Annotated in this window: 20 protein-coding genes and 1 tRNA gene; 14 read left to right on the forward strand and 7 right to left on the reverse strand. The window is 42.6% G+C overall.

Annotated elements, in window-relative coordinates:
* Positions 1 to 30: 30 nt before the first annotated feature.
* Complete coding sequence (locus tag GHNINEIG_RS02800; protein ID WP_135795239.1) at positions 31 to 1,215, reverse strand: aspartate aminotransferase family protein; 1,185 nt, start codon at positions 1,213 to 1,215, stop codon at positions 31 to 33.
* Positions 1,216 to 1,471: 256 nt separating this feature from the next.
* Here GHNINEIG_RS02800 and GHNINEIG_RS02805 point away from each other — a divergent pair, with 256 nt between their 5' ends.
* Entirely contained in the window at positions 1,472 to 2,398 is a 927-nt protein-coding gene (locus GHNINEIG_RS02805; RefSeq protein WP_135795240.1) for a branched-chain amino acid transaminase, read from the forward strand.
* Between the two features lie 45 nt (positions 2,399 to 2,443).
* Positions 2,444 to 2,635, forward strand: a complete 192-nt coding sequence (locus GHNINEIG_RS02810; protein ID WP_135795241.1) for a zinc-finger domain-containing protein — start codon at positions 2,444 to 2,446, stop codon at positions 2,633 to 2,635.
* 149 nt (positions 2,636 to 2,784) lie between these two features.
* Here GHNINEIG_RS02810 and glnA read toward each other — a convergent pair whose 3' ends face one another.
* Positions 2,785 to 4,191 (reverse strand): type I glutamate--ammonia ligase, encoded by a 1,407-nt coding sequence (glnA, locus tag GHNINEIG_RS02815; RefSeq protein ID WP_135795242.1) that lies wholly within the window; start codon positions 4,189 to 4,191, stop codon positions 2,785 to 2,787.
* A 532-nt stretch (positions 4,192 to 4,723) separates the two neighbouring features.
* Between glnA and GHNINEIG_RS02820 the strand changes: the two genes are divergently transcribed.
* Genes GHNINEIG_RS02820 through phoR form a run of 6 tightly spaced genes read left to right on the forward strand, consistent with a single transcriptional unit; the run spans position 4,724 to position 12,360 of the window.
* A complete protein-coding gene (locus GHNINEIG_RS02820) occupies positions 4,724 to 6,991 on the forward strand; it encodes an ABC transporter permease subunit (protein ID WP_135795243.1) in 2,268 nt (755 codons plus the stop codon).
* An 11-nt stretch (positions 6,992 to 7,002) separates the two neighbouring features.
* On the forward strand, positions 7,003 to 8,649 hold the full coding sequence (gene pstA, locus GHNINEIG_RS02825) for a phosphate ABC transporter permease PstA (RefSeq protein ID WP_135795244.1): 1,647 nt from the start codon (positions 7,003 to 7,005) through the stop codon (positions 8,647 to 8,649).
* 56 nt (positions 8,650 to 8,705) lie between these two features.
* Positions 8,706 to 9,524 (forward strand): phosphate ABC transporter ATP-binding protein PstB, encoded by an 819-nt coding sequence (gene pstB, locus GHNINEIG_RS02830; RefSeq protein ID WP_011369960.1) that lies wholly within the window; start codon positions 8,706 to 8,708, stop codon positions 9,522 to 9,524.
* Positions 9,525 to 9,567: 43 nt separating this feature from the next.
* Complete coding sequence (gene phoU, locus GHNINEIG_RS02835) at positions 9,568 to 10,311, forward strand: phosphate signaling complex protein PhoU (RefSeq protein ID WP_135795245.1); 744 nt, start codon at positions 9,568 to 9,570, stop codon at positions 10,309 to 10,311.
* A gap of 6 nt (positions 10,312 to 10,317) precedes the next feature.
* Positions 10,318 to 11,010, forward strand: a complete 693-nt coding sequence (phoB, locus tag GHNINEIG_RS02840; protein ID WP_135795246.1) for a phosphate regulon transcriptional regulator PhoB — start codon at positions 10,318 to 10,320, stop codon at positions 11,008 to 11,010.
* A gap of 15 nt (positions 11,011 to 11,025) precedes the next feature.
* Complete coding sequence (gene phoR / locus GHNINEIG_RS02845) at positions 11,026 to 12,360, forward strand: phosphate regulon sensor histidine kinase PhoR (RefSeq protein WP_135795247.1); 1,335 nt, start codon at positions 11,026 to 11,028, stop codon at positions 12,358 to 12,360.
* A 32-nt stretch (positions 12,361 to 12,392) separates the two neighbouring features.
* Here the strand turns inward: phoR and GHNINEIG_RS02850 are convergent, their stop codons facing one another.
* Positions 12,393 to 13,964, reverse strand: a complete 1,572-nt coding sequence (locus GHNINEIG_RS02850) for an inorganic phosphate transporter (RefSeq protein ID WP_135795248.1) — start codon at positions 13,962 to 13,964, stop codon at positions 12,393 to 12,395.
* A gap of 245 nt (positions 13,965 to 14,209) precedes the next feature.
* Here GHNINEIG_RS02850 and GHNINEIG_RS02855 point away from each other — a divergent pair, with 245 nt between their 5' ends.
* Positions 14,210 to 15,178 carry a PstS family phosphate ABC transporter substrate-binding protein gene (locus GHNINEIG_RS02855; protein WP_135795249.1) on the forward strand — a complete coding sequence of 323 codons (969 nt, stop codon included), beginning with the start codon at positions 14,210 to 14,212 and terminating at the stop codon, positions 15,176 to 15,178.
* A gap of 98 nt (positions 15,179 to 15,276) precedes the next feature.
* Here GHNINEIG_RS02855 and GHNINEIG_RS02860 read toward each other — a convergent pair whose 3' ends face one another.
* Positions 15,277 to 15,528: a 2Fe-2S iron-sulfur cluster-binding protein gene (locus GHNINEIG_RS02860; protein ID WP_135795250.1), complete on the reverse strand. Its 252-nt coding sequence runs from the start codon at positions 15,526 to 15,528 to the stop codon at positions 15,277 to 15,279.
* Positions 15,529 to 15,668: 140 nt separating this feature from the next.
* On the opposite strand from GHNINEIG_RS02860, the gene GHNINEIG_RS02865 reads away from it, so the two are divergent.
* Entirely contained in the window at positions 15,669 to 16,499 is an 831-nt protein-coding gene (locus GHNINEIG_RS02865; protein WP_135795251.1) for an ion transporter, read from the forward strand.
* 71 nt (positions 16,500 to 16,570) lie between these two features.
* Here the strand turns inward: GHNINEIG_RS02865 and GHNINEIG_RS02870 are convergent, their stop codons facing one another.
* A complete protein-coding gene (locus GHNINEIG_RS02870) occupies positions 16,571 to 17,080 on the reverse strand; it encodes a DsrE family protein (RefSeq protein ID WP_135795252.1) in 510 nt (169 codons plus the stop codon).
* Positions 17,081 to 17,176: 96 nt separating this feature from the next.
* Between GHNINEIG_RS02870 and GHNINEIG_RS02875 the strand changes: the two genes are divergently transcribed.
* Positions 17,177 to 17,482, forward strand: coding sequence for a BolA family protein (locus tag GHNINEIG_RS02875; RefSeq protein ID WP_135795253.1), 306 nt, complete (start codon positions 17,177 to 17,179; stop codon positions 17,480 to 17,482).
* Between the two features lie 6 nt (positions 17,483 to 17,488).
* Here GHNINEIG_RS02875 and GHNINEIG_RS02880 read toward each other — a convergent pair whose 3' ends face one another.
* On the reverse strand, positions 17,489 to 18,127 hold the full coding sequence (locus GHNINEIG_RS02880) for an arylesterase (protein WP_135795254.1): 639 nt from the start codon (positions 18,125 to 18,127) through the stop codon (positions 17,489 to 17,491).
* A 51-nt stretch (positions 18,128 to 18,178) separates the two neighbouring features.
* On the opposite strand from GHNINEIG_RS02880, the gene GHNINEIG_RS02885 reads away from it, so the two are divergent.
* The 3 genes from GHNINEIG_RS02885 to GHNINEIG_RS02895 all read left to right on the forward strand — a co-directional run bounded on the left by GHNINEIG_RS02885 (position 18,179) and on the right by GHNINEIG_RS02895 (position 21,516).
* Positions 18,179 to 18,904 carry an ABC transporter ATP-binding protein gene (locus GHNINEIG_RS02885; RefSeq protein WP_223260922.1) on the forward strand — a complete coding sequence of 242 codons (726 nt, stop codon included), beginning with the start codon at positions 18,179 to 18,181 and terminating at the stop codon, positions 18,902 to 18,904.
* The gene (locus GHNINEIG_RS02890; RefSeq protein ID WP_135795255.1) at positions 18,901 to 21,372 is read left to right on the forward strand and encodes an ABC transporter permease; all 2,472 of its coding nucleotides are present in this window, start codon (positions 18,901 to 18,903) and stop codon (positions 21,370 to 21,372) included. The genes GHNINEIG_RS02885 and GHNINEIG_RS02890 overlap by 4 nt, the downstream gene beginning before the upstream one ends.
* Before the next feature lie 67 nt (positions 21,373 to 21,439).
* Positions 21,440 to 21,516: transfer RNA gene (locus GHNINEIG_RS02895), tRNA-Pro, on the forward strand.
* 143 nt (positions 21,517 to 21,659) lie between these two features.
* Here the strand turns inward: GHNINEIG_RS02895 and GHNINEIG_RS02900 are convergent.
* Positions 21,660 to 23,990: a methyl-accepting chemotaxis protein gene (locus GHNINEIG_RS02900; RefSeq protein WP_223260923.1), complete on the reverse strand. Its 2,331-nt coding sequence runs from the start codon at positions 23,988 to 23,990 to the stop codon at positions 21,660 to 21,662.
* Positions 23,991 to 24,021: the final 31 nt, after the last annotated feature.

The following is a 24,021-nucleotide window of genomic DNA, read 5'->3' on the forward strand; positions in this document are numbered from 1 at the left end:
GCGTTCTTCTTTTTAGGTTAGTTAAACAAGTTAGGTACTTGTTTGAGTAAGTTCATCAATTAGTTCAACAAGGGTACTGATTAGCTGATCTGTTTGGTCATTCGACATGACGAATGTCGGTAATAAGCGAATCGTGTTGCCTTGAGTGACATTAATCAAGAGATGTTTTTTCAAAGCCTTTTGAACCAGTTCCGCACAAGGACGATCAAGCTCAATACCGATCATATAGCCTAAACCACGTACGTTGACAACCGCTTTGTTCTGTTCCAGTGCTTCTTGTAAGCGCGCAACAAGTAAGGCGCCTTTTGCATCAACATGCTCGATAAAATTGTGGAAAGTAAGCGTTTTGATAACCGCAAGCCCCGTTGCGCACGCAAGCGGATTGCCTCCAAATGTAGTGCCATGGTTACCCGGAACCAATAAATCAGCAGCTTTGTTTCCTGCCAAGCAAGCTCCAATTGGTACGCCGTTACCAAGCGCCTTTGCTAAGGTCATAACGTCTGGCAAAATTTCTTCGTGCTGGTGGGCAAACCATTTACCCGTCCGTCCAATACCTGTTTGAATTTCATCTAACATGAGTAACCAGTTGTTTTGATCACAGATATCACGTAACGCTTTTAAGTAACCGCGGTCAGGAATGTTAACGCCTCCTTCTCCTTGAATAGGTTCAACGAGAATGGCCACAATATCCGAGTCGGTAGATAAATTTTGTACGGCTTCCACGTCATTGTAAGGAACACGAATAAAGCCTTCGACAAGCGGCTCGAACCCTTGTTGCACTTTAGGATTACCCGTTGCAGAGAGTGTGGCTAATGTTCGACCATGAAAGCTGTTTTCCATCACGATGATCTTGGGGGATTGAATCTGTTGTTGATGAGCAAATTTTCGTGCCATCTTGATTGCTGTTTCATTGGCTTCTGCACCTGAGTTACAGAAAAATACTTTTTCAAGATTTGAAATTTCAATCAACTCATCGGCAAGCTGGGTTTGTTTTTCGATGCCATACAAATTAGATGTATGAATTAATTGTTGGCTTTGTTCACAGATAGTTCTGGAGATTTCCGGATGAGCATGACCTAAGCTGCAGACGGCAATGCCGCTTATAGCATCCAAGTATCCTTGCCCTTCCGTATCGTATAGCATCGCGCCTTGACCGGATTCAAATGTAACCGGAAGTCTTGCATAAGTGTTCATTAAATGATCTTGTGAGTTCATGCTGATCTTTATTTACCATTTATTAAAATAAAAAAGCAATCGCAAGACGAGCTTGGGATTGCTTTTTTGAATCGAATTAAATTTATTTTGACATTCAAAAGAATGATTTTAAACATATGGTGGGTAATTTCAAGCAAAAATATAGTGCTGTTGACCTCGTTCTTCTTTTTTGGGTGTGTAAATGTTGTGCTGAAGAAGCCGTTTTAGGATAAAATATTGCGATTAAACCCTGTGGAAATTAAGAAGGACTTTTGCAATGCAAACAATGAGTGATCGTGACGGATTTATCTGGCTTGATGGAGAGATGGTTGATTGGCGTGATGCTAAAACGCACGTTTTAACCCATACCTTACATTATGGGATGGGAGTCTTTGAAGGTGTCAGAGCTTATGAAGCCGAGCAGGGAACCTCTATTTTCCGTTTAGAAGCCCATACAGATCGCTTGTTTAACTCCGCAAAGATTATGAATATGCCGATGCCGTATTCAAAAGAAGAATTGAATGAGGCGCAACGTGCTGCGGTGCGAGATAATGATTTGAAGTCAGCTTATATTCGTCCGATGGTTTTTTATGGTTCGGAAGGAATGGGGTTGAGAGCCGACAATCTGAAAACACATGTTATGGTTGCTGCCTGGGAGTGGGGTGCCTACATGGGTGAAGAAAACCTTCAAAAAGGGATTAAGATTGCGACTTCCTCTTTTACGCGTCATCATGTCAATGTGACAATGACAAAAGCCAAGTCAAATGGGGCTTATATGAATTCGATGCTGGCGTTGCAAGAAGCGGTCAGTCACGGATGCGATGAAGCGTTGTTGCTGGATACGGAAGGATATGTGTCTGAAGGGTCTGGAGAAAATTTCTTTATGGTGAAGGATGGCATTATTTTTACCCCTGAGTTGACTTCTGCGCTAGATGGAATTACGCGTAAAACGATTATGCAGTTGGCGAAAGAAGCAGGGTATGAAGTGCGTGAAAAGCGCATCACGCGCGATGAAGTGTATATTGCGGATGAAGCTTTTTTCACCGGAACGGCCGCTGAAGTCACGCCGATTCGTGAACTAGATAATCGTCCAATTGGTCAGGGAAGTCGTGGTCCAGTGACCGAGTTGCTTCAGGCAAAATACTTTGATGTTGTGCATGGCCGTTCACAGCAACATTTAGATTGGTTAACCACAGTGGTTTAATCCGTCGTCGATAAAAAAATATTCTGAATTTGAAGGATAGAGCGAATGAGTAAACAAAAATTAATTGAAGTGACTTATGATGATTTGCCTTTGTCGTGTCCTAGACCAGAAGACACTCAATGGAATTCACATCCGAAAGTGATGCTGCCTATTGAAGAGACTGGGGCGGCTAAGTGTCCTTATTGTGGAACGGATTATGTTTTGAAAGACTGGGATCCAAGTCACAGTCATCATTAAGGTGGTAAAAGTAGCCAGGCCTGGCTTGTTATGGTCAATTAAAGCCTCTTAATTGAGGTTTTTTTGTATCTGAAACAAAATATTTATAAATGTCAGGTAATAAAAAACCCGCTCGAGGCGGGTTTTTTATTATCAACTTCTTTGGAAGTTTAAGAAGAGTAGTACATGTCAAACTCAATTGGGTGAGTTGTTGCACGCATACGAGTCACTTCTTCCATCTTAAGGCTGATATATGAATCAATTGCTTCATCAGTGAAGACGCCACCAGCTTTCAAGAATTCTCTGTCTGCATCAAGTGCAGCCAAAGCTTCTTCTAAAGATGCACAAACTGTTTCGTATGTTGCTTCTTCTTCTGGCGGTAGATCATATAGATCTTTTTCAGCAGGCTCGCCTGGATCGATTTTATTCATGATACCGTCAAGTCCAGCCATCAATGACGCTGAGAATGCTAAGTATGGGTTCGCTGTTGGATCAGGGAAGCGTAACTCAACACGACGAGAGCGTTCTGAAGGTGCATAAGGGATACGAATCGATGCAGAACGGTTTGAACCTGAGTAAGCCAATAAAATTGGTGCTTCAAAGCCTGGTACCAGACGCTTATATGAGTTAGTACCTGGGTTTGTGAAGGCGTTCAATGCACGCGCATGCTTCATTAGACCACCGATATACCATAGCGCTTCTTGAGAAAGACCTGCGTAGACATCTCCTGCAAAAATGTTTTTACCATTTTTAGATAAAGATTGGTTGATGTGCATACCTGAACCGTTATCGCCAACGATTGGCTTAGGCATGAATGTCGCTGTTTTTCCTAACGCTTGACAAGTGTTGTGTACGGCATATTTTAGAATTTGTACTTCGTCCGCTTTAGCCGTTAATGTATTACCAGCAACGGCTAACTCACATTGTCCACCTGATGCTACTTCGTGGTGATGTGCTTCTAGTTTTAAGCCCATTGCTTCAGCCATGGCGCAAATATCTGCACGCACTTCGTGTAGTTGGTCAACCGGTGGTACTGGGAAGTATCCGCCTTTTACTTTAGGGCGGTGACCAATGTTTCCACCTTCAAATACTTTTTCAGAGTTCCATGCCGCTTCGTTACCATCTAATTTTACAAAGCAACCAGACATGTCCGCGCCCCAACGAACGTCATCAAAGATAAAGAATTCTGGTTCAGGACCGAAGAAAGCAGAATCGGCGATGCCTGTTGATGCTAGATACGCTTCAGCATTCTTTGCGATGCCGCGAGGATCTTTTTCGTAAGCTTCCATAGTTGAAGGTTCAACAATCATGCAGCGAATGATTAGTGTTGGATCATTCGTGAAAGGGTCTAGATAGAAACCGTCTGTTTGCGGCATTAATAACATATCTGAGTTATGAATCCCTTTCCAGCCCTGGATTGAAGAACCGTCAAAAGTTTCACCGTCAGCGAAGAAGTCTTCATCTACGCTGTCAGCAGGAATGGTCACATGTTGCTCTTTACCGTGAGTGTCGGTAAAGCGAAGATCTACCCATTTAACGTCATTGTCTTTGATTAAATCAAAAATTTCTTGCGACATAAGTGTGTCCTTTTCGATAGTTTACGAATTCTGTTGTTTGCATGGAACAAGTTGTTTAGTTGTTGCGTAATACATTTCCAGTCAAAATAGGCTGATGCGCTCATGTGCACAAAATCACATTTTGACAGCATGTTGTATTATTTTGAATTTTGTTGAGGCAACTTTAAAAGCGAGGCTTTTATTCGGCTTTCGACTCGAATTTCCTTACTTTTTTATCCTGCTGATGATAGCTTGAACCGTGCCAAAATTCCAATTTTTTTTAAAACTATTTTAAGTTGTTGATGTACCAATAAAAACAAGAGTGCTGCTTATCTCTATCTTAGAGAGGTATGTTTTTAAAAGGAAAGTTTATGGTGCAATTTTGAAGTTTATGGTGCAAAACAAATAAGGAAAAATATAAATGGGTCGGTACAATACATTTATTTTTATGGGCATAAAAAGCAAGTTTTTTAATAATTTTTAAGATTTAACTTGTTTGTAATATTTAACCTGTAATATCTTCTAACCTCTATTTGATTTGCTAGGAATATCGATGAATCAGGAAGCGCAAGAAGCATTGGATAAGGCTTTAAAAGGGCCTAAATTTGAAAAACGTATCAAGCGAAGAAACCTGATTGATAAAGGGTGGGCGTCGAGTATTTCAGTGGGCGGCGTCGGTGTTATTTTGTCTGTTTTACTGATTATGGTTTTTTTGGTGTACGTGGTGGCACCCTTGTTCATGACCGCGACCGTTGATAAACACTCCGAGTATGATTTGCCCGGCAGTGCAGAAGAAAAGACGCTGTTTTATGGGATGGATGAGTATAAAGAAACCGCTATGCGGATTACTCAATCGGGCAAGATGATTGGGTTTGACGCCCGTGATGGCCATGTCCTAGCTGAATCCGATTTGCCATTGAGCGGACAAAAAGTGACCAGTTTTGCTACCGTCAATAATCCTAATAAAATTATTGCATTTGGGTTGTCGGATGGAACAGTACTGTTTGCAAAATATGATTACGAAGTGTCTTATCCAAATAATGTTCGAACCATTACGCCTTCTCTAACCTTTCCTTATGGTGAAGACCCGCTTGAACTCGGGGATACGGCGATTAAAAAAGTCGCTGCACGAGTCAATGATTCTCAGTTGGTACTGGCTTATCAAGTCGAAGGCGATAACACTATCCACTTGAAGCAATTTGATAAAATCGAATCAATGCTGACCGAAGGTGTGACGCTTGAAGAGTATGCCTCAGGCACTGTCTCTAATAACCTAAACACAAATTGGTTGATGCTGGGCGGTAATATGCGAAACCTTTATCTGGTTTCAAATAATGGCGCGGCTCTTTATTTTAATATTGGTGATATTTCAAACCCAGAATTGTTACAAAAAGTGAATTTGGTCACTGGAGACGAGACCATTTCATCACTTCATTTTTTATTAGGGGATTATTCCTTGATGGTGGGTACCAACAAGGGGCGGGTTTTGCAGTGGTTTCCGGTAAGAGATGAAAACAATAACTTTCAATTAGAATCGATTCGCAGCTTCAACGTTTCCAGTAAACCTGTCACCTACATTGCGATAGAGCATAACCGTAAAGGTTTTGTAACGCTCGATCAATCAAATCAAATCAATTTATATAATGCCACGTCTGAACGTCATTTAGCTTCTGAACAATTATCATCAGGCTTGAATTATATCTTAATCGCGCAAAGAGCGAACGGTGCCCTGGTGGAAACCGCAGATGGCAAAATCGTTACTTATGATATTGAAAATGAACACCCAGACGTCTCGTTTTCAAGCTTATGGGGTAAAGTCTGGTATGAAGGATATGAAGAGCCTTCATATACTTGGCAGTCATCGTCTGCCAGTGCCGATTTTGAACCTAAGTTTTCAATGGTTCCTTTGACTTTCGGTACGATTAAAGCCGCGTTGTATTCGATGTTGTTTGCGGTGCCGATCGCCGTTTTGGCCGCCATTTATACAGCGTTTTTTATGGATAATAAAACCCGTCAAGTTGTTAAACCAGCCATTGAATTGATTGAAGCACTTCCGACGGTTATTTTAGGGTTTTTGGCAGGGCTTTGGCTGGCGCCGTATATGGAGGCGAACCTTGCCGGATTCTTTGCTATTGTGGTTGTCGTACCGCTTGGCGTCATGCTCTTTGGGTTCGGTTGGTCCAAGCTTCCAGAGCCATTGCGCTTACTGGTTCCGACAGGAAAACGTGCCATTTTAATGATTCCCGTGGTGATCTTTTTGGGGTGGGTTGCCTTATCCTTAAGTTCACCTATAGAAAATACATTCTTTCATGGTGACATGCGCCACTGGTTGACCTACAGTGCAGGTATTGACTTCGATCAACGTAATGCTTTGGTTATTGGTTTTGCCATGGGGTTTGCGCTGATTCCAACCATTTTCTCAGTGGCAGAAGATGCTATCTACAATGTACCAAGCTACTTGGTGAATGGGTCGCTAGCGTTAGGAGCAAGTGGTTGGCAAACCTTAGTTGGTGTGGTTTTGCCAACGGCAAGTCCCGGTATTTTCTCCGCGATTATGCTTGGGTTCGGGCGTGGTATCGGTGAAACGATGATTGTCTTAATGGCTTCCGGTAACACACCATTGATGGATGTGAATATTTTCCAAGGGATGAGAACTTTGTCTGCCAACTTGGCTGTTGAAATGCCTGAAGCAGAAGTTTACAGCTCGCACTATCGAGTGTTGTTCTTATCGGGATTGATTTTGTTTATCTTCACATTTGTCTTCAATACGCTGGCGGAAGTAGTGCGTGAGCGTATGCGTCGTAAGTATGGATCTTTATAAAGGATATTGACATGAAAGAGTGGTTTAAAAAAGGCGAGCATTGGGTTTGGTTTAGTGCGTCAACTGTCAGTATCAGTGTTGTATTGGTGATTGGGTTGTTGTTAATGATTTCATTTCGTGGGTTGGTACATTTTTGGCCCCATGAAGTGTATGAATATGAAGTAAAGACAGACAATGGCAAAATTGAGCAGGTTGTCGGCGAGCTACATGACACCAAACTAAAAGAATTCCAGGATAAATCTTATAAAGATGGGATTAAGAAAATTCCTCAGTTCTTGGTTAAGGTTGGGAACAGAGATGTTTATGGGATCGATTTCCGTTGGATCAATACCGCACAAATCGTTGGACGCCAAGATGTGTTAGCCGATGATGTGACGGTTGTCGAACGATATGAGTGGGGAAATGTGTATGGGCAGTTAGCCTCTATTAAACAAGATGGGAAAGTCCTCGCAACAGGAGAAAATGTTCTTCCAAAAATGCAAAAGCTTGTGGATGATGGACAAGCTATTAATGCTGAAATTAATCATATTGAAAAAGTTGTTCTAGGAGGGATTAACTATGAACTGGAACAACTGCGTTTAGAACAAAAACGCTTAGAGGCGAAAGGCTCATATTCAGATGAAAAGGCACGAGAGCTTGATGAAAAGCGTAAAGAGCTTAATGCTAAGTTTGAATCGCATCAAGCGTCCTTAAAAAAACTGTATAAAGAATCAAAAGATTTAGGTGAAGTTACGCTTGATATTGCGGGTGGAAAAGTCATTCATGTGCCTATTAAATCGATTGTGCGCTTCTGGCAACCCAATAATATGGCGTTGAGTGAAAAAGTTGGTTTTTTCTTTGACTCGATTGGACACTTTTTATTGGATGAACCGCGTGAAGCGAATACCGAAGGTGGGGTTTTTCCAGCAATAATCGGGACCATTACGATGGTGATTCTGATGGCAATCTTTGTCACCCCAATGGGCGTCATCGCCGCCATTTATATGAGCGAATATGCCAGAAACGGATTGGTCTTGAGAACGGTTAGAATTTCCATCAATAACCTTGCAGGAGTGCCCTCTATTGTATTTGGTATCTTTGGGTTGGGATTCTTTGTTTATATTATAGGGGGGTCAATTGATGAACTCTTCTATAGTTATGCTTTGCCAAGCCCAACCTTTGGGACCCCTGCCTTGTTGTGGGCCTCTTTGACTATGGCTTTGTTGACTTTGCCTGTGGTTATTGTCTCAACGCAGGAAGGGCTTTCTCGTATTCCAAGAGCTTTAAGAGAAGGTGGTCTGGCCTTGGGTGCGACCAAATCAGAAACCATTATGAAAATTGTGCTTCCTATGTCGATGCCTGCAATTATGACAGGGTTGATTCTGGCAGTTGCTCGTGCAGCGGGGGAAGTGGCCCCGTTGATGTTAGTCGGAGTGGTGAAATTAGCGCCTGAGCTGCCTATTGATTTGAATGCTCCATTTGTGCATTTGGATAGAAAATTTATGCACCTTGGTTTTCATATTTATGATGTAGGCTTCCAGAGTCCCAATGTTGAAGCTTCTCAGCCTTTAGTGTATGCCACATCATTATTATTGGTATTAATCATTGTCGGCTTGAATTTAGGGGCGATTACCATTCGTAATAAGTTAAGAGAGAAATACAAAGCCTTGGATAATTAAGCTTTGAGCCATTAAAAATTTATTGAAAATAGAATTTAAGAAATAGGAATTTTGTTATGAGCGAACAAAATATGAGTATTGCGATTGATCGTCACCACCGTGGAATGACTTTGGACAGTGAGCAAACCGCCATTGTCGTTAAGAACTGGAATCTATATTATGGATCAAAGCAAGCCTTACACAATATTACGATGAAGCTACCGCAAAACCGTGTCACCGCTTTTATTGGGCCATCTGGGTGTGGTAAATCGACCTTATTGCGTTGTTTTAATCGAATGAATGATTTGATTGACATTGTCAGCGTAGAGGGAGAAATGCTACTGCATGGTGAAAATATGTATGCCAAAGAAATGGATGTGGCAGCGTTAAGACGTCGTGTGGGTATGGTGTTTCAGAAACCAAACCCGTTTCCTAAGTCTATTTATGAAAACGTTTGTTATGGTTTACGCTTACAGGGTATTAATGATAAAAATGTGTTAGATGAGACGGTAGAGTGGGCATTGAAAGGTGCAGGGCTTTGGGAAGAAGCCAAAGATCGTTTGGATGAAAATGCATTGGGACTTTCTGGCGGACAACAACAGCGTTTGTGTATTGCTCGTGCTATTGCCATCAAGCCGGAAGTGTTGTTACTGGATGAGCCAACTTCTGCATTGGATCCAATTTCGACATTGGCCATTGAAGAACTTATCTTTGAATTAAAGAAAGATTTTACAATTTTGATTGTGACGCATAATATGCAACAAGCAGCAAGGGTTTCGGACTATACCGCATTTATGTATATGGGAGACTTAATAGAGTATACCGATACGGATTCACTCTTTACGAACCCTCAAGTTAAACGCACCGAAGATTATATCTCTGGTCGTTACGGCTAGTCTTTTTATTGGGTTAAAATAACAATAAGTAAGGAGTTTACGCATGGATAAGCAAGAATTTAGCACACATATTTCTGAAATGCTGAATCGAAATCTGGAAGATTTATTCAACCACATTCTAGAAATGGGTGGGATGGTTGAACGCCAACTTGAAAATGCGCTTCAGTCTTTGGGCAGCTCAGACATTGATAAAGCACAGGAAGTGATTTCGTTTGACAAAGCAATCAATCAAGCGGAAATGGAAATTGACCGTTTGTGCGCCAAAGTACTGGCTCGCCAGCAACCTACTGCATCTGATTTACGTTTGATATTGGCTGCGATTCGTATCGCGATTGACCTTGAAAGAATGGGCGATGAAGTGGTGAAGCTTGCCAAAATGGTTCTTGTTTTCGGTAAGCATGATGGCGTGAAATGTTCAGATATCCAAGGCTATCCTGAGTTGGTTGATATTTCAAACCGTTCAAGTGTGATGCTTAAAATGACATTGGATTCTTTCGCCAGAGTGTCAACCGATGGCGTTGGTAAAGTCATTCGAGAGGAAGAAGTGATTGATGATATCTTCAAAAAAATAGAAAAAGATCTTAAAGAGTCATTAAAAACATCCCCGGATAAAATCGAATGTTTAATGGAAATGATTATTGCATTAAGAGCGGCCGAGCGCGTTTCAGATCATGCCAGAAATATTGTTGAAAGTATTTTGTATCTGGTTCAAGGTGATGATGTTAGAAACCTGGATGAAGCTCGGTTGAATGAACTATTAAAAACATTAGAGTCACCGAAAGGATAATCCAGTATGGCTGAGCAATGCATTTTAGTTGTGGAAGATGAGGCAGCGATTCGTGACATGTTAAGTTTCACCTTAACCGCTGCAAACTATAAAGTCATTGAGGCACCAAATGCAGAGCAAGGCTGGAAATTGCTGCTTGAGCATCAACCCGACTGTGTATTATTAGACTGGATGCTTCCTGGTGTGTCAGGAATCTCTTTGGCACAGCGAATTCGTCAAAATGATCAAACAGCCACCACGCCCATTATTATGCTGACTGCACGAGGAGAAGAAAATGATCAAGTGCAAGGCTTTGAGTCTGGCGCAGATGATTATGTGGTTAAACCCTTTTCTCCAAGAGCGCTGGTCGCACGAGTGAAAGCTTTATTACGGCGCCAATCTCCTGAAAAAAGCACCTTAGATTTGATTAAAACCGGGCCACTTAAACTGGACCTGTCCAGCTATCGTTTTACAGTGAATGATGAAGAAGTTAAACTGGGGCCGACAGAATTTAAATTAATGCAGTTCTTTATGACGCATTCAAACCGCGTTTATACACGGGTTCAGTTACTGGATCAGGTTTGGGGTGAAAATGTCGTTGTAGAGGAAAGAACGGTTGATGTTCATATCCGACGTTTAAGAAAGCTATTAGATCCGGTCGGAGCTGCGGATTATATTCAAACCGTCAGGGGAGCTGGCTACCGTTTCTCCGTCGATTAAGGAGCGTTAGCGTCAGTGTCGAAAGGAATTTCTAGAGAACTAACCTGGATCGTGGCAGGTTTATGGATTGCTCTTTTCTTTGGCTGGGCAACCGATTTATGGACAATCACCCTTTTAGCCTATTTTCTCTTTTATGTTGCCCGCCAACTTTATAGTATCAAACGCTTTGAACAGTGGATGAAAGGGTCAACTAAAGTTCCTTATCCACCAAGTTCCGGTTTGTGGGGAGAGCTGAGTTACTTAGTGTCTCGCAAACAGCGTTCGCTTGAAAAGCACGCAGACCTACAATTTTACAAATCAGAACAATTCTTAGCCGCTTCCATGACGATTCCGGATGCGATCATTTCCTTAAATGAATATAACCAGATTGAGTGGTTTAATAAGTCCGCTAAAAAAATCTTCAAACTCAAGCACAGCGATACCGGGCGTAAAATTGAAACCTTGTTTCGTCATCCGGATTTTATTCAGTATTTAAAATCAAAACATTATGGCAAAGGGATGATTTTGCAATCCTTAAACGGAATGCCTAGAGTGTTTAATATCAAACTGTTTCCATATTTTAAAGAACATAAACTTTTGATTGTGAAGGATATTCATGAGCTGTATAACTTGGCTCAGATTAGGCGAGATTTCGTGGCCAACGCTTCGCATGAATTACGGACGCCATTAACCGTGTTGAATGGCTATCTTGAAGTCATGATTGACAGTATTGAACCTTCATCAACCTGGCAAAAACCGTTGGAGCAGATGCATCAGCAGTCTTATCGAATGCAATCCATTATTGATGACCTGTTGACGCTGTCTTCCATGGAGTCGGAAACGATCACCGGGAAGCAAAAACAAGTGAATGTGCCGCAAATTTTGCAGGAAATGCATATTGATGCGGAACAAATGAGCCACGGCAGACACTCGATTGATTTTAAAGTCGACATGAATTTGGCTTTAAAGGGATTTGAAGAGCCGTTAAAAAGTGTGTTTATGAACTTAATTTCAAATGCCATTCGTTACACGCCAGAAAATAAATCCATTGAAGTGCGTTGGTATCATGACAAAAGAGGCGCGCATTTTGAAGTGCAAGACCATGGCATTGGGATCGCGCAAGAGCATTTGAGTCGTTTAACTGAGCGTTTTTATCGGGTGGATACGGCTCGTTCAAGAGACACTGGCGGAACAGGACTGGGTCTTGCCATCGTAAAACACATTCTGGAAAGGCATCACGCTAAATTAGTCGTGACCAGTCAGCTGGGAATAGGGTCTGTCTTTCGATGTGACTTCCCAAATAGAGCGGTGATTCTATTACAGGACTCCGACAGTGAGTCGCGGGATAAAAAAATACCTAGTCGAAGCTAGGTATTTTATAAGAAACGTATATCATTGACACATTACGGAAGCATCATTCCTCGAATGGTGAAATAGATGATGGCTGCTAGCATGGCTGAAGCCGGTACGGTGATGATCCAAGCGGCGACAATTTTTAAAAATGCAGAGCGTTTGACCAACTCTTTTTGATATACCTTATTTAAAGATTTACGTTCTTTTTTACTCAGTTCTACTTCGGCTTTATGTTGTTTGAGTTCTGCCAGCATGAGTTTCTTTTGCTGAATGCTCGCTTGGCTGAAGCGTTCAATATATTGTTCAATCTCATCATGGTTTGCGCCGTCATGATGATCTCGAATTTGTTGCAAGGTCTTTGCATAGTTACGTTTGAGGTACTCTCGTAGGAAACCGACCCCAAAAATACCACCAACCGCAATATGTGTCGAACTTACTGGTAATCCGAGTTGTGAGGCAATAATCACTGTGATCGCCGCTGCCATGGCAATGGAAAAAGCACGCATTTGATCCAGCTCAGTGATTTCGGAACCCACGGTTTTAATTAATTTTGGACCGAACAGTAACAGCCCTAAACTGATCCCGATGGCACCAATCAACATGACCCATAACGGAATTTCTGCTTTAGAAGACACCCCATGGCTGTGAATGGCATCGTTAATGGCCGCCAAAGGCCCAACCGCATTGGCGACATCGTTCGCGCCGTGCGCAAAACTTAATAAGGCTGCAGCAAAGATTAGCGGAATGGTGAATAACGTATTAACACCCGACTTGTTGCTTTTTAAGTGTTCAGCTTGTCGAGCAATCATTGGACGAACCGCTAAATAAATAAAGCTTGCGATGGCTAATCCGACGATGGCAGCGGTTAAAAAATCGACTTTCCAGACTTTTTTAAGCCCTTTTAAAATCAGATAGGTTGAAAAGGCCCAAGCCATGATAGCGACGAGTATGGGAACCATTTTTTTCGCGGCGGTCAGCATATCTGTCTGATAGGTTATGCTACGTTTGATCCAGAATAAAAATAATGCGGCAATCAACCCCCCGATGACTGGCGAAATCACCCAGCTGGCTGCAATGGCGCCCATTTTATCCCAGTTAGCAATATTCCAACCGGCAGCTGCCACACCTGCTCCGAGAACCCCGCCTACAATAGAGTGTGTTGTGGAAACGGGTGCTCCCATTGCCGTCGCCAAATTTAACCAGATGGCCCCTGATAGAAGCGCCGCAATCATTAGCCAGATAAAGGTTTGGCTATCCGTGATAAGGGCCGGGTCAATAATGCCTTTTTTAATGGTGCTGATAACTTCCCCACCGGCAATCAATGCTCCGGAGGATTCAAAGATGGCGGCTAAGATAATAGCGCCTGTTAAGGTGAGTGCTTTAGAACCAACGGCTGGCCCGACATTGTTGGCGACGTCGTTGGCGCCGATATTCATCGCCATGTAACCGCCAATCATAGCTGCAATGACTAACTCGACACTGACTGTCCCTGTGCCCATTTGCAGGTTGGCAGAAAATAACATGATTAAAATAATAAAAAGGAGTGCGGAACCAAAGCGAAACATTTCTTTTCGACTTTTGGAAGTTGCGTCTTCTATATCGTTGATATCACGGAATTCCATAAGTATTTCTCTTTTTATTTGAGCTTCAGGAAAGCGTGAATTGTATAAAAAATTGCATTAAGATTGTGATTATGTAACGGTTTTATTTCAAAAAAGTTCATTTTCTTTCGCTAAATCAAAAAAAGATATGGTGCGAGATGTCATATAACTGTCATTTTTGTTTAATTTGGATGTTACGACCGTGCTTCATAATTCTTTCTGTCAACAAAAAATAACTAATTTCTAATTTTTAGGAGAACGAAGTAATGAAACGCAATCTATTAATTGCAATGGGACTAGCTGCAGCAGTTGTCTCTAACCCTGTTTTTGCCGCTGGTGTTGATTCTAATATTCCAGATTACAAGAAAGTTTCTGGTGTTTCTGGAAACCTATCTTCTGTCGGGTCTGATACCTTAGCAAACCTAATGACACTTTGGGCGGAAGAGTTCAAGCGTACTTACCCTAATGTGAACATCCAGATTCAAGCGGCTGGTTCTTCTACTGCACCTCCAGCTCTAACGGAGTCAACGTCAAACATTGGTCCTATGAGCCGTAAAATGAAGTCTAAAGAAACAGCTATGTTTGAGAAGAAGCATGGTTATAAGCCAACAGCAATCGGCGTTGCAATTGATGCGTTAGCAGTTTACGTTAACAAAGACAACCCAATCAAAGGACTGACAATTCCACAAGTGGATGCCATTTTCTCTTCAACTCGTAAGTGTGGTTCAAAAGAAACGATTACAACTTGGGGCCAAGCTGGTTTAACAGGGGATTGGAAAAACAAATCTGTTCAGCTTTATGGACGTAACTCAGTTTCTGGAACTTACGGTTACTTTAAGAAGAAAGCGCTTTGTAAAGGGGACTACAAGTCTTCTGTGAATGAGCAACCAGGTTCAGCATCAGTTGTTCAGTCTGTTTCTTCTTCTCTAAACGGGATTGGTTATTCTGGTATCGGTTATAAAACTGCCGGTGTTAAAGCGGTGCCTCTAACGAAAAAAGAAGGTAAGCCTTTTGTTGAAGCAACACCTAATAATGCTTTGAATGGAACGTATCCTTTGGCACGCGTACTTTACGTTTATGTTAACAAAGCACCGAATAAGCCTTTAGAGCCTGTTGTGAAAGAGTTCTTGAACTTGGTTCTTTCTAAAAAAGGTCAGCAAGACGTGGTAAAAGATGGATATATCCCACTACCAGCTAAAATGGTTGAAAAATACCGTGCAATCGTAAACAAGTAATTACGACTTGTCATGCTAAGAAAAAGCCCGCTTGATGCGGGCTTTTTTTATGGCCGAAAAAAATACTCAGGCCTGGGCATTATTCGTTAGCAAAAGGCTTATATCAGTTCAATCTCAATATCTGTTAAAGGGATGACGCTGCAAGTCAGGATGTCCTTTCCTTCCGTTTCATACACGGTATCTTGGATGTGCTCCACGTCACCAGATAAAAGTCTGACTTCACAAGCGCCGCAGTTTCCGCCACGGCAGCTGTATGGCATGTCAAAGCCCGCTTCATCTAACGCATCCAGCAGTGAAAACTGCCCATCAAATTCACACTCTCCTTGTCCTAATACTGTAATTTTTGGCATCGTATAAAACCTTTTTCCAAGCAATAAAAAAACTTTATTTTAACAATTAAAATAATTTTCTTTGCAGTAAAATACGACAAAATTTATGACAACGCATGACGTTATTTAATGGTTAACAATCTTTTCAGAAGGACATCAACATGACGTGGAGTGAATTCCAGTTCAAGTTTCAACATATTCGTGATAACAAGTTATTTGAATTGTTTGTCATCACTGTCATTATCTTATCATCCTTGATGATCGGGCTTAAGACTTATGATTTGCCCTCAGGTGTCATGACGTTTTTATGGGTGATGGATTATGCAGTAACGGTTTTCTTTTTAATTGAAATCCTGATTCGAATGGCCGCCGAAGACCGGTTGGTCGATTTCTTTAAAAAAGGCTGGAATATTTTCGACTTTACCATCGTGGTGGTGAGTTTGATTCCATTGGATGACTCGCAATATGCGTTGATTGCCCGTATGTTACGTTTATTCCGGGTGATGCGTTTGATTTCCTTTATCCCTGAGTTGAGGGTATTGGTGAGCGCATTGATCAGCGCTTTGCCTCGCATGGGGTATGTTGCCTTGTTGATGTTTATTATTTTCTATTTGTATGCCGTGATCGGTAATCTGTTGTTTGCGCAAATCAATCCAACTTTGTGGGGCGATTTAGGTATTTCTTTATTGACGCTATTCCGAGTTGCAACGTTTGAAGACTGGACCGATGTCATGTATGAAACCATGGCGGTTTATAGTTTGAGTTGGATTTATTATTTGACCTTCATTTTCTTCTCGGCTTTTGTTTTTTTGAATATGATGATCGGAATCGTGGTGGAAGTGCTAGATGAAGAACATAAGAAGATGATTGCGTTGGAAGAGGAAGTGGCAAGCAACGAAGTGATGGCGCATCACGAAAAACTAGAACGTGAAGTGGCTGATTTGCATCGAAAAATTGACGTTTTAATTCAACAGTCCTCGAAAGGTTCTTAATTAAGGAAGTAGAAACGTAATAGTAAAAAAACGGCCAGGCCTGGCCGTTTTTCAAGCGGTTATGGGCTAGATTACCAAACCAGCAATTTGTAACCGTTTTCTTGTAGTGCGACTAGCGCGGCCGCACCCACTTCAGAATATTCTGCAAATAGACGCATGTCGGCATCAGTCCAATTTAACGTTCTCATCGTGTTACCACACGCAATCCAGCGCACGCCATAATCTTTGGCAAAGCTGGCAATACGTTGATAAGTGAGTTTTTCAACTTTACGTTGCGGTTTTTTAGCCAGGGCGTGAATGCCGGGGCCGATGGCAACCACCGCAATTTGAACATTGCTTCCATATAATCGAATCATTGCTTGAATGGAATTCAAAATATGATGTTGGTAGTCAGGATCGGACTTGTTCCACATATAAACCGCTTTATGTTCAGCCGGATCCCCGGGGAAATGATCAGATGATATATCTGCCAATTCCGGCATCGGTTTAAGCTGATGTGCTGGCTGACCATCGGCACTTGCTTGGGCATTTAATACCCACATACTTAACGCTAAGATTGCAAAGGATTTAATAAAAGACATGACTTCTCTCCTAATTCAGTTTAGAAAGCGGTTTGAAAATATTATACTCTGCCTGAACGCCAATAGATTAAAGAGATTTTAATAAGGAAACATAAAGTGTCATTACAGCAACAAATCGAAAACAAAATCAACGGCGCATTTGACGTTACATTTATGCAAATGGAAAATGAAAGTCATATGCACTCGGGACCGGCACAAGAATCGCATTTTAAGCTTACTCTGGTGTCGCCAGCGTTCGAGGGGATGAATAAAGTGAAACGTCATCAAGCTGTTTACAAGGCATTGGCAGAGGAGATGCCGTTATTTCATGCGTTGGCGTTGCATACGTATTCCCCTTCGGAATGGGAAGAGAAACCGACGGTAGCCGCTTCTCCACTTTGTCAGGGCGGAAGCAAGGCTTAAATTGTATTATGCCGCTTGCTTTCCTGAAGAAGAGATGAGTTTCTCAATCAGCGGCCAAAGCCGTTCCAATATTTTAGGCTGAGCTTTGGCGTTAGGATGCAGCCCGTCGGATTGCATTAAATCAGGATCAAGAGCGACATTTTCTATAAAGAAAGGATCGAATAATAGTTGGTTTTGAGTGGCTACCCGTTTGAAAGTGTGTTGTAGCATTTGATCATAAGCCGGCCCATAGTTAGTCGGCAGCCGGATGCCAAGTAATAAAACTTGGGCGCCTATTTTCCGGCTTAAATCGATGATGGTTTGTAAGTTACGTTGTGTGGCTTGGAGAGATTGACCGCGTAAGGCGTCATTCGCCCCCAGCTCAACAATCACCCAGTTCGGTCGGTGCGTTTTCAGTAGATCGGGTAAACGATTCTTACCACCAGAGGTTGTATCACCACTGATGCTGCCGTTAATGACATGGATATTTTTGGACTGAAGTCGGTCTGCCAATAAGGCCACCCAGCCTTTTGTGACCGGCATGCCATAAGCGGCACTTAAACTGTCGCCCAAGACTAATAAATTTTGAGCGGAATTGGTTGACGCAAGATTGGGTTTTTCATAGGCTTGCGTTACACTTGAGTAACTGAGCGTGGTTAGAAACATAATAAGAATCTTTTGACGCCAGCGCTCCCAAATTTTTAAGAGTACCTGATTATGACCGAATCGCTGTCTACCATTTTGTCGGATAAATCCGTCGATCAATCGTTGGAAAATGAGCCTGTTTTGACTTTGGAAAAGGTACATTATCATGTCTCATCTGATGAAGAAGTGCTGTCTATCATAAAGGGCTGTGATTTATCTGTCCAGCTAGGTGAAAAGCTGGCGATTGTCGGGCGCTCCGGTTCAGGAAAGTCCACTCTATTGGCGCTGATGGCCGGATTGGAATTGCCTTCTTCTGGTGAAATCCGATTGCTTGGTCAAGCGCTTAGCCAGTTAAATGAAGATGAGCGTGCCAAAGTGAGAGCAATGGCGGTCGGATTTGTGTTTCAGAATTTTCAATTGATGCCGAGTATGACCGCTTTAGAGAATGTGTTGATGCCGCTGGAGCTTTTTCAAATGCCCAATGCGGAGCAAGAAGCCAGAAAAGCACTGCAACGGGTCGGTCTGTCCAACCGTTTGACTCATCGTCCATCAGAGTTGTCAGGCGGGGAGCAACAACGCGTGGCGATTGCACGGGCATTTGTGACAGGTCCCAAAATTTTATTTGCCGATGAACCGACGGGTAACCTCGATGAAGCCACTGCGGGAGAAATACAAACGCTTTTGTTCCAACTCAATGATGAGTTGAAAACTACCTTGATCCTGGTAACACATGATAATCGTTTAGCGCAGCAATGTGACCGTGCATTGTCTTTACAAAATGGACAGTTACGCGGATGAAGCATGCTTATTTTATTGAAGCTCTGACCGCCTCAAAATGGTTTTTGCGTGGCATAAAGCGTGGTGATTGGGTTTGGTTGTTACTGGCGGTGGTGATTGCCAGCGCAACCGTTACCTTTGTGGAAAAGCTAGGGCAAACGGTCAAACAAAGTATGGTTCGGCAAGCGGCTAATAATCTCGGAGCCGATTATGTCATTCGCAGTTCGCGACCGATTGATTCTAAATGGGTGCAAAAAGCCCAACAGCTTGAACTGGAAATCGCTCAGAGCCAAAGCCTGGTCACAATGGCATTAAGTGATGGTCAGTTTCAACTGGTGCAGTTAAGAGCTGTCTCTGCCAACACGCCTTTACGCTCTCCAACGAACTCCTTCCCTAAAGTCTCAGGTGCGAACCAGGTTTGGGTTGAACAAAATCTGGTGCCGATGTTGAATTTATCAAAGGGCAGCGAGGTGACCTTAGGTAAACAAACTTTTTCTGTAGCGGGAATGTTCCAGCCGATCAGCAGTGGTATTGGCATGAGTGCCTTTGCCTATCAGATGATCATTCCGCTGTCACAGTTAGCCACTACCGATTTGAAAGGACCAGGAAGTCGTATTGAATATGAGCTGTCTGTTGCAGGAAAGCCGACGGCCATTAAAGCCTTTGCTCAGCAAGTTGAACAAGCGCAAAACCCACACTTGCAGACGCTTTCTGCTCAAGCTCCTTCGCAGGATTTGGCCAAATCGCTTGATACAGCTTGGCTATTTTTAGAGTTGTCGGCCTTATCGGCGGTTATGGTTGCCGGACTATCCATTTTGATTGCCAGTCGGTTTTATTTACAACGTTGGCAGAACTCCATTGCCTTGATGCGTGCATTTGGCGCACAAAGGGCGCAAATGAGTCGGTTGTTTGCGTTTCAGTTAAGTTGGTTGGCTATTTTAGGCAGTGGAATGGGGGTTCTGCTTGGTATCGGATTATTTCAATTTGTTATTCCTGTGTTGCATTCTTATTTCAATTCTCTTGTGATTGCTGATTCAGGTTGGGTGTATTTGCATGGCTTTTTAATGGGCTTTTTGGTGTTGTGGGGGTTTGCTTGGCAAGCGTTTCGCAGTGCAGTGCAAACCTCTCCGTTACAGCTTCTGAAATCGGTGGGTTCGGCGCCTAAAATGAAGCAATGGTTAATCAGTCTGGGGCTGGTGTTGACCGTGGTGGTTTCCATGACAGGTTATGTTTTTTGGGTATTGATAGGCCTGCTTATTACCGGAACGGTGCTTTATTTTGCTGCGGTTGGTTTGTTGAAGCTCGTGCAGCTCTCACAAGGCAAAAGCAAGGGGTGGTTGAAACTTTCGTTGGCGGCCTTGTCGAAAGAGCCAGGCCTGGTTAAAATTCAATTGATTTCAATCGGGCTGGTATTGTTTGTGTTGATGTTAATGACGTTTGTACGTCAAGATTTGATGCAGAACTGGCAGACCTCTTTGCCCAAGAACACCCCGGATACGTTTCTAGTCAACGTCCAACCGGATCAAAAACAAACAGTAATCCAATTGTTAACACGTCATCAAATAAACGCGCCTCTGGTTCCGATGGCGAGGGGACGTCTGGTGGCGGTAAATGACTCTCCAATTAAGGCTAACGAACAAGAAAATGATCGTGCACGACGATTATTGGAACGGGAATCCAATATTGCGGTGTTATCGACCCTGCCTTCTTACAATACCGTTGTGCAACAAAGCCGGTCCAAGTCACTTACGGCTGAACAAAAAGCGCTTTTGACGGTTTCTGTTGAAGAGGGCATGGCCGACCTGTTTGGGATACAGTTGAATGATGTATTGACCTTTAGTTTTACTGGGCAGGAACAAATGTATCGTGTCGATTCGATTCGTCGAGTGCAATGGCAAAGTTTTCGTTTAAATTTCTTCTTTATTGTACAACCCAGTAAACAAAAATCGCTGCCGATCTCATATATCAGTAACTTTACCTTGAACGATAAAACCATTTCAGCAACCGAGTTGACCCAACAGCTTGCACAACAAGCGCCAGGCGTGTTGTTGATTGATGCCAAACGTATTTTGACACAAGTGCAGACCATTATGGAGCAAGCCAGTTGGGCGGTCACAGCGTTGTATGGGTTTACATTGCTGGCGAGCTTGATTGTTTTGTTTACCGCCACCATGGCCAGTCAACAAACTCGTGTACAAAGTTGGCTTTTGTTAAGGACCCTTGGCGCAACTCAAAAAGAGATTATTAAAATAGGGTTAATGGAATTTGTGTTATTGGGCGCGTTGGCGGGACTATTGGCGGCCATTTTTGCTCAAATCGCCAGCTGGGGCATTGGTCATTTCGTATTGGATATTCCATTCAGTTTTAATTTGGCCTTGTGGATAGCCAGTATGATGACTGGGATGTTGGTGTTGTTAATGATTGGGTGGATCACGCAAAAACGCTATCTTCGACAATCACCAAGACGAATGGCACAAAAGTGGTCGTAAGCCGCGTTAATTGCTTGTGAAATGCTTGATTAAAATTCCAATCACTCTATAATGTGCTTTCTGGTTTCGGGGCATGGCTCAGCTTGGTAGAGCACCGTCATGGGGTGGCGGGGGTCGTAGGTTCAAATCCTACTGTCCCGACCAATATCTTCTCTTTACTTTTTGTTTTGTTTTTCAAATTTTTATTATCAGCTTATCGCTTTTTGCTTGAATTCAATTCTTTTAAAACAACCAGGCTTGGCTGTTTTTTATGCTGATGTTATTATCATTTTTTGCGTTGCTGATAGCTAAAAATCATTCCAGTCGTCTTTGTGATTACTTGAAGGGCTGGGTCTAGATTCGATTTTAGGTCTCAAGGTTGATTCAGCTGTCGCTTCTTCAGATATTTTGTCTTTTAGGTTTTCAATCAAATTTAAGATTTGTTGAGAATATTCCATCACTTTCTCTTTTTCTTGTTTCGCTAATTCGAGGTCTTCCATTTCTTTTGCGTCAATGACCTTTCCGACTGTCTGATGCATTTCAGCATGGAGTTTAATCAATTGCTGCATTTCAGAGAGCTGGGCGTATTTTTGCCCTTCTCCATAAAGCCACTTGCCAAGAGGACAGGCATCATCCCGGCGCGCACTGTTTTTGTCGAAATCGACGGTTTGACCCAGTAAGAAACGTTCTAATCGTACCGTCCAGGCACGGTGGCTGTTTTTCGCTTCTTCTAATTCAAAGCTGGCTTGCTGGTCTCCATTTGTTATGCGTGGTTGTGCGGAGCTGGAAATTTTAAATTTACCTACGAAATCCGCTTGCATTTCCGCTTGCTCACTCATATTGCCCGCGGTGGCGGCCAGCTGTTCAACCAATGCGGCATTTTGTTGTGTCATCTCATCAAGCGAAGAAACAGCAATGTTTACCTGTTCAAGCCCTTTGGTCTGTTCTGAAGCGCCTGTCGATAGTTGATCAATCAATGTGCTGACTTCATGGATTTTATGAACCACATCCGAAAAAGCGGCATTGGTTTTTTCGACCAAAGTGGTGCCATGACTGATTTGCTGTGTAGCAGTTGTAATTAAGTTAGAAATCTCTTTTGAGGAATCAGCTGATTTTTGAGCTAGACTTCTCACTTCTCCAGCAACCACAGCGAACCCTTTACCATGCTCGCCGGCTCTGGCTGCTTCTACCGCCGCATTGAGCGCCAAAAGATTGGTTTGGAAGGCAATGCCATCTATGACGGATGTGATGTCAGCAATTTGTTTGCTAAGCTCGCTGATGCCATGAATGGCGGCAGACGTTTCTTTCATTTCTTCAATGGCTTCCTCTGCTTCATTGGTGGCCTCGCTCGAAAGCTGGTTGGCACGGTGTGTGTGCTCCGCAGCTTGCTTGACTGTGCTGGTGATTTGTTCCATCGAAGATGCGGTTTGTTCCAGCGATGCTGCTTGAGATTGCGTTCTTTCAGATAAGTCTTCACTGGCGTGAGAAACTTCCCCTGCCATATTGCCAATTTCATTCGAGCCTGTTTTGATTTGGCCAAAAGTGGCTTCAATATTTGTGAGAGCGCTGTTCGTCGCCACTTTCATGGCATGAACTTCTCCTTGATAATTGCCATCCATACGGTTGGTAAGGTCTCCATTGCTCATTTTGCACAAGATTTCACTGACGTTGTGAATCAAGTGGGAGAAGGACTCCAGTAATTCATTTATGGAATTCGATAGCGACTTGTTAAATCCTTCTAGTTCGTGGGTGTCGATTCGGTCGTCCAACAAACCTTCAGAAGCGTTAGAGACGATTTTTTTGATATTTTCTTCAATGGCCAATTGTTCGGTGACGTTTTTCCATTCTGCGACTGTGCCGATTCGTTTTTTATCTTTGCTGAAAATAGGGTCGACAATCAGATCAATGGTCGCATTGCCGACTTTAATGCGAGCTTCATAGGTGTCGGTTAAACTGTCAAGTAAATTTGCTTGGTGCTCTGGGTGTTGATGAAACACATCGATAGATTCGCGCATCAGGTTGTCAGCATCAAAGTTGGGTAAATCTTTTTTCAACTCAGGCTCAACCTTTTTGAGCATTTTCTTTACTGCTTTATTCATAAAGATAATATTACGAAAGCGATCAACGACCATAATGTTAGAAGAAGCTGACTCCAGTGCGCGCTCAATTCGCATTGAGCTATTCAAGGAAGCTTTGACATCATCGAAGTCTGCTCCAAGCCGGATTTGCATTGATTTTAGACGACCCAACATTCGACTAATTAAGTTATTACCGGATGAATCAATTTGTTGATTAAAATGGCCTTCTGCAATGCAGGTTAAATGCTCGTAGGCTTTTTTGAGTTTACGGTTTGTAATTACTGACGTGGCAAGAATGAGTAAAATAAAGACAATGTCTAGGAGTTCCGATACAAAGACAGGAATTTTGTTTGTGAAAAGTTGAGCGTTGATTGATAAAAGTAATAATAAACTGAAGAAGATGATTAAATGACTGGACTCAAAGCGGGTGAATGGATTGAGCTTAGAAGCTAAAGTGACGGGGTATCCGCATTCCAATGTGAGTTTTCCCGCGGAAATTTGCTGATAGGCTTTTTCCGCTGCGGTGATTTCGGCTCGTGTGGCAGGGATCCTGACAGACATGTAGCCTTTGATTTCACCATTTTCAAAAATG

Origin of the sequence: Hydrogenovibrio crunogenus, from assembly GCF_004786015.1 — a bacterium.
GTDB classification, from domain to species: Bacteria; Pseudomonadota; Gammaproteobacteria; order Thiomicrospirales; family Thiomicrospiraceae; genus Hydrogenovibrio; species Hydrogenovibrio crunogenus.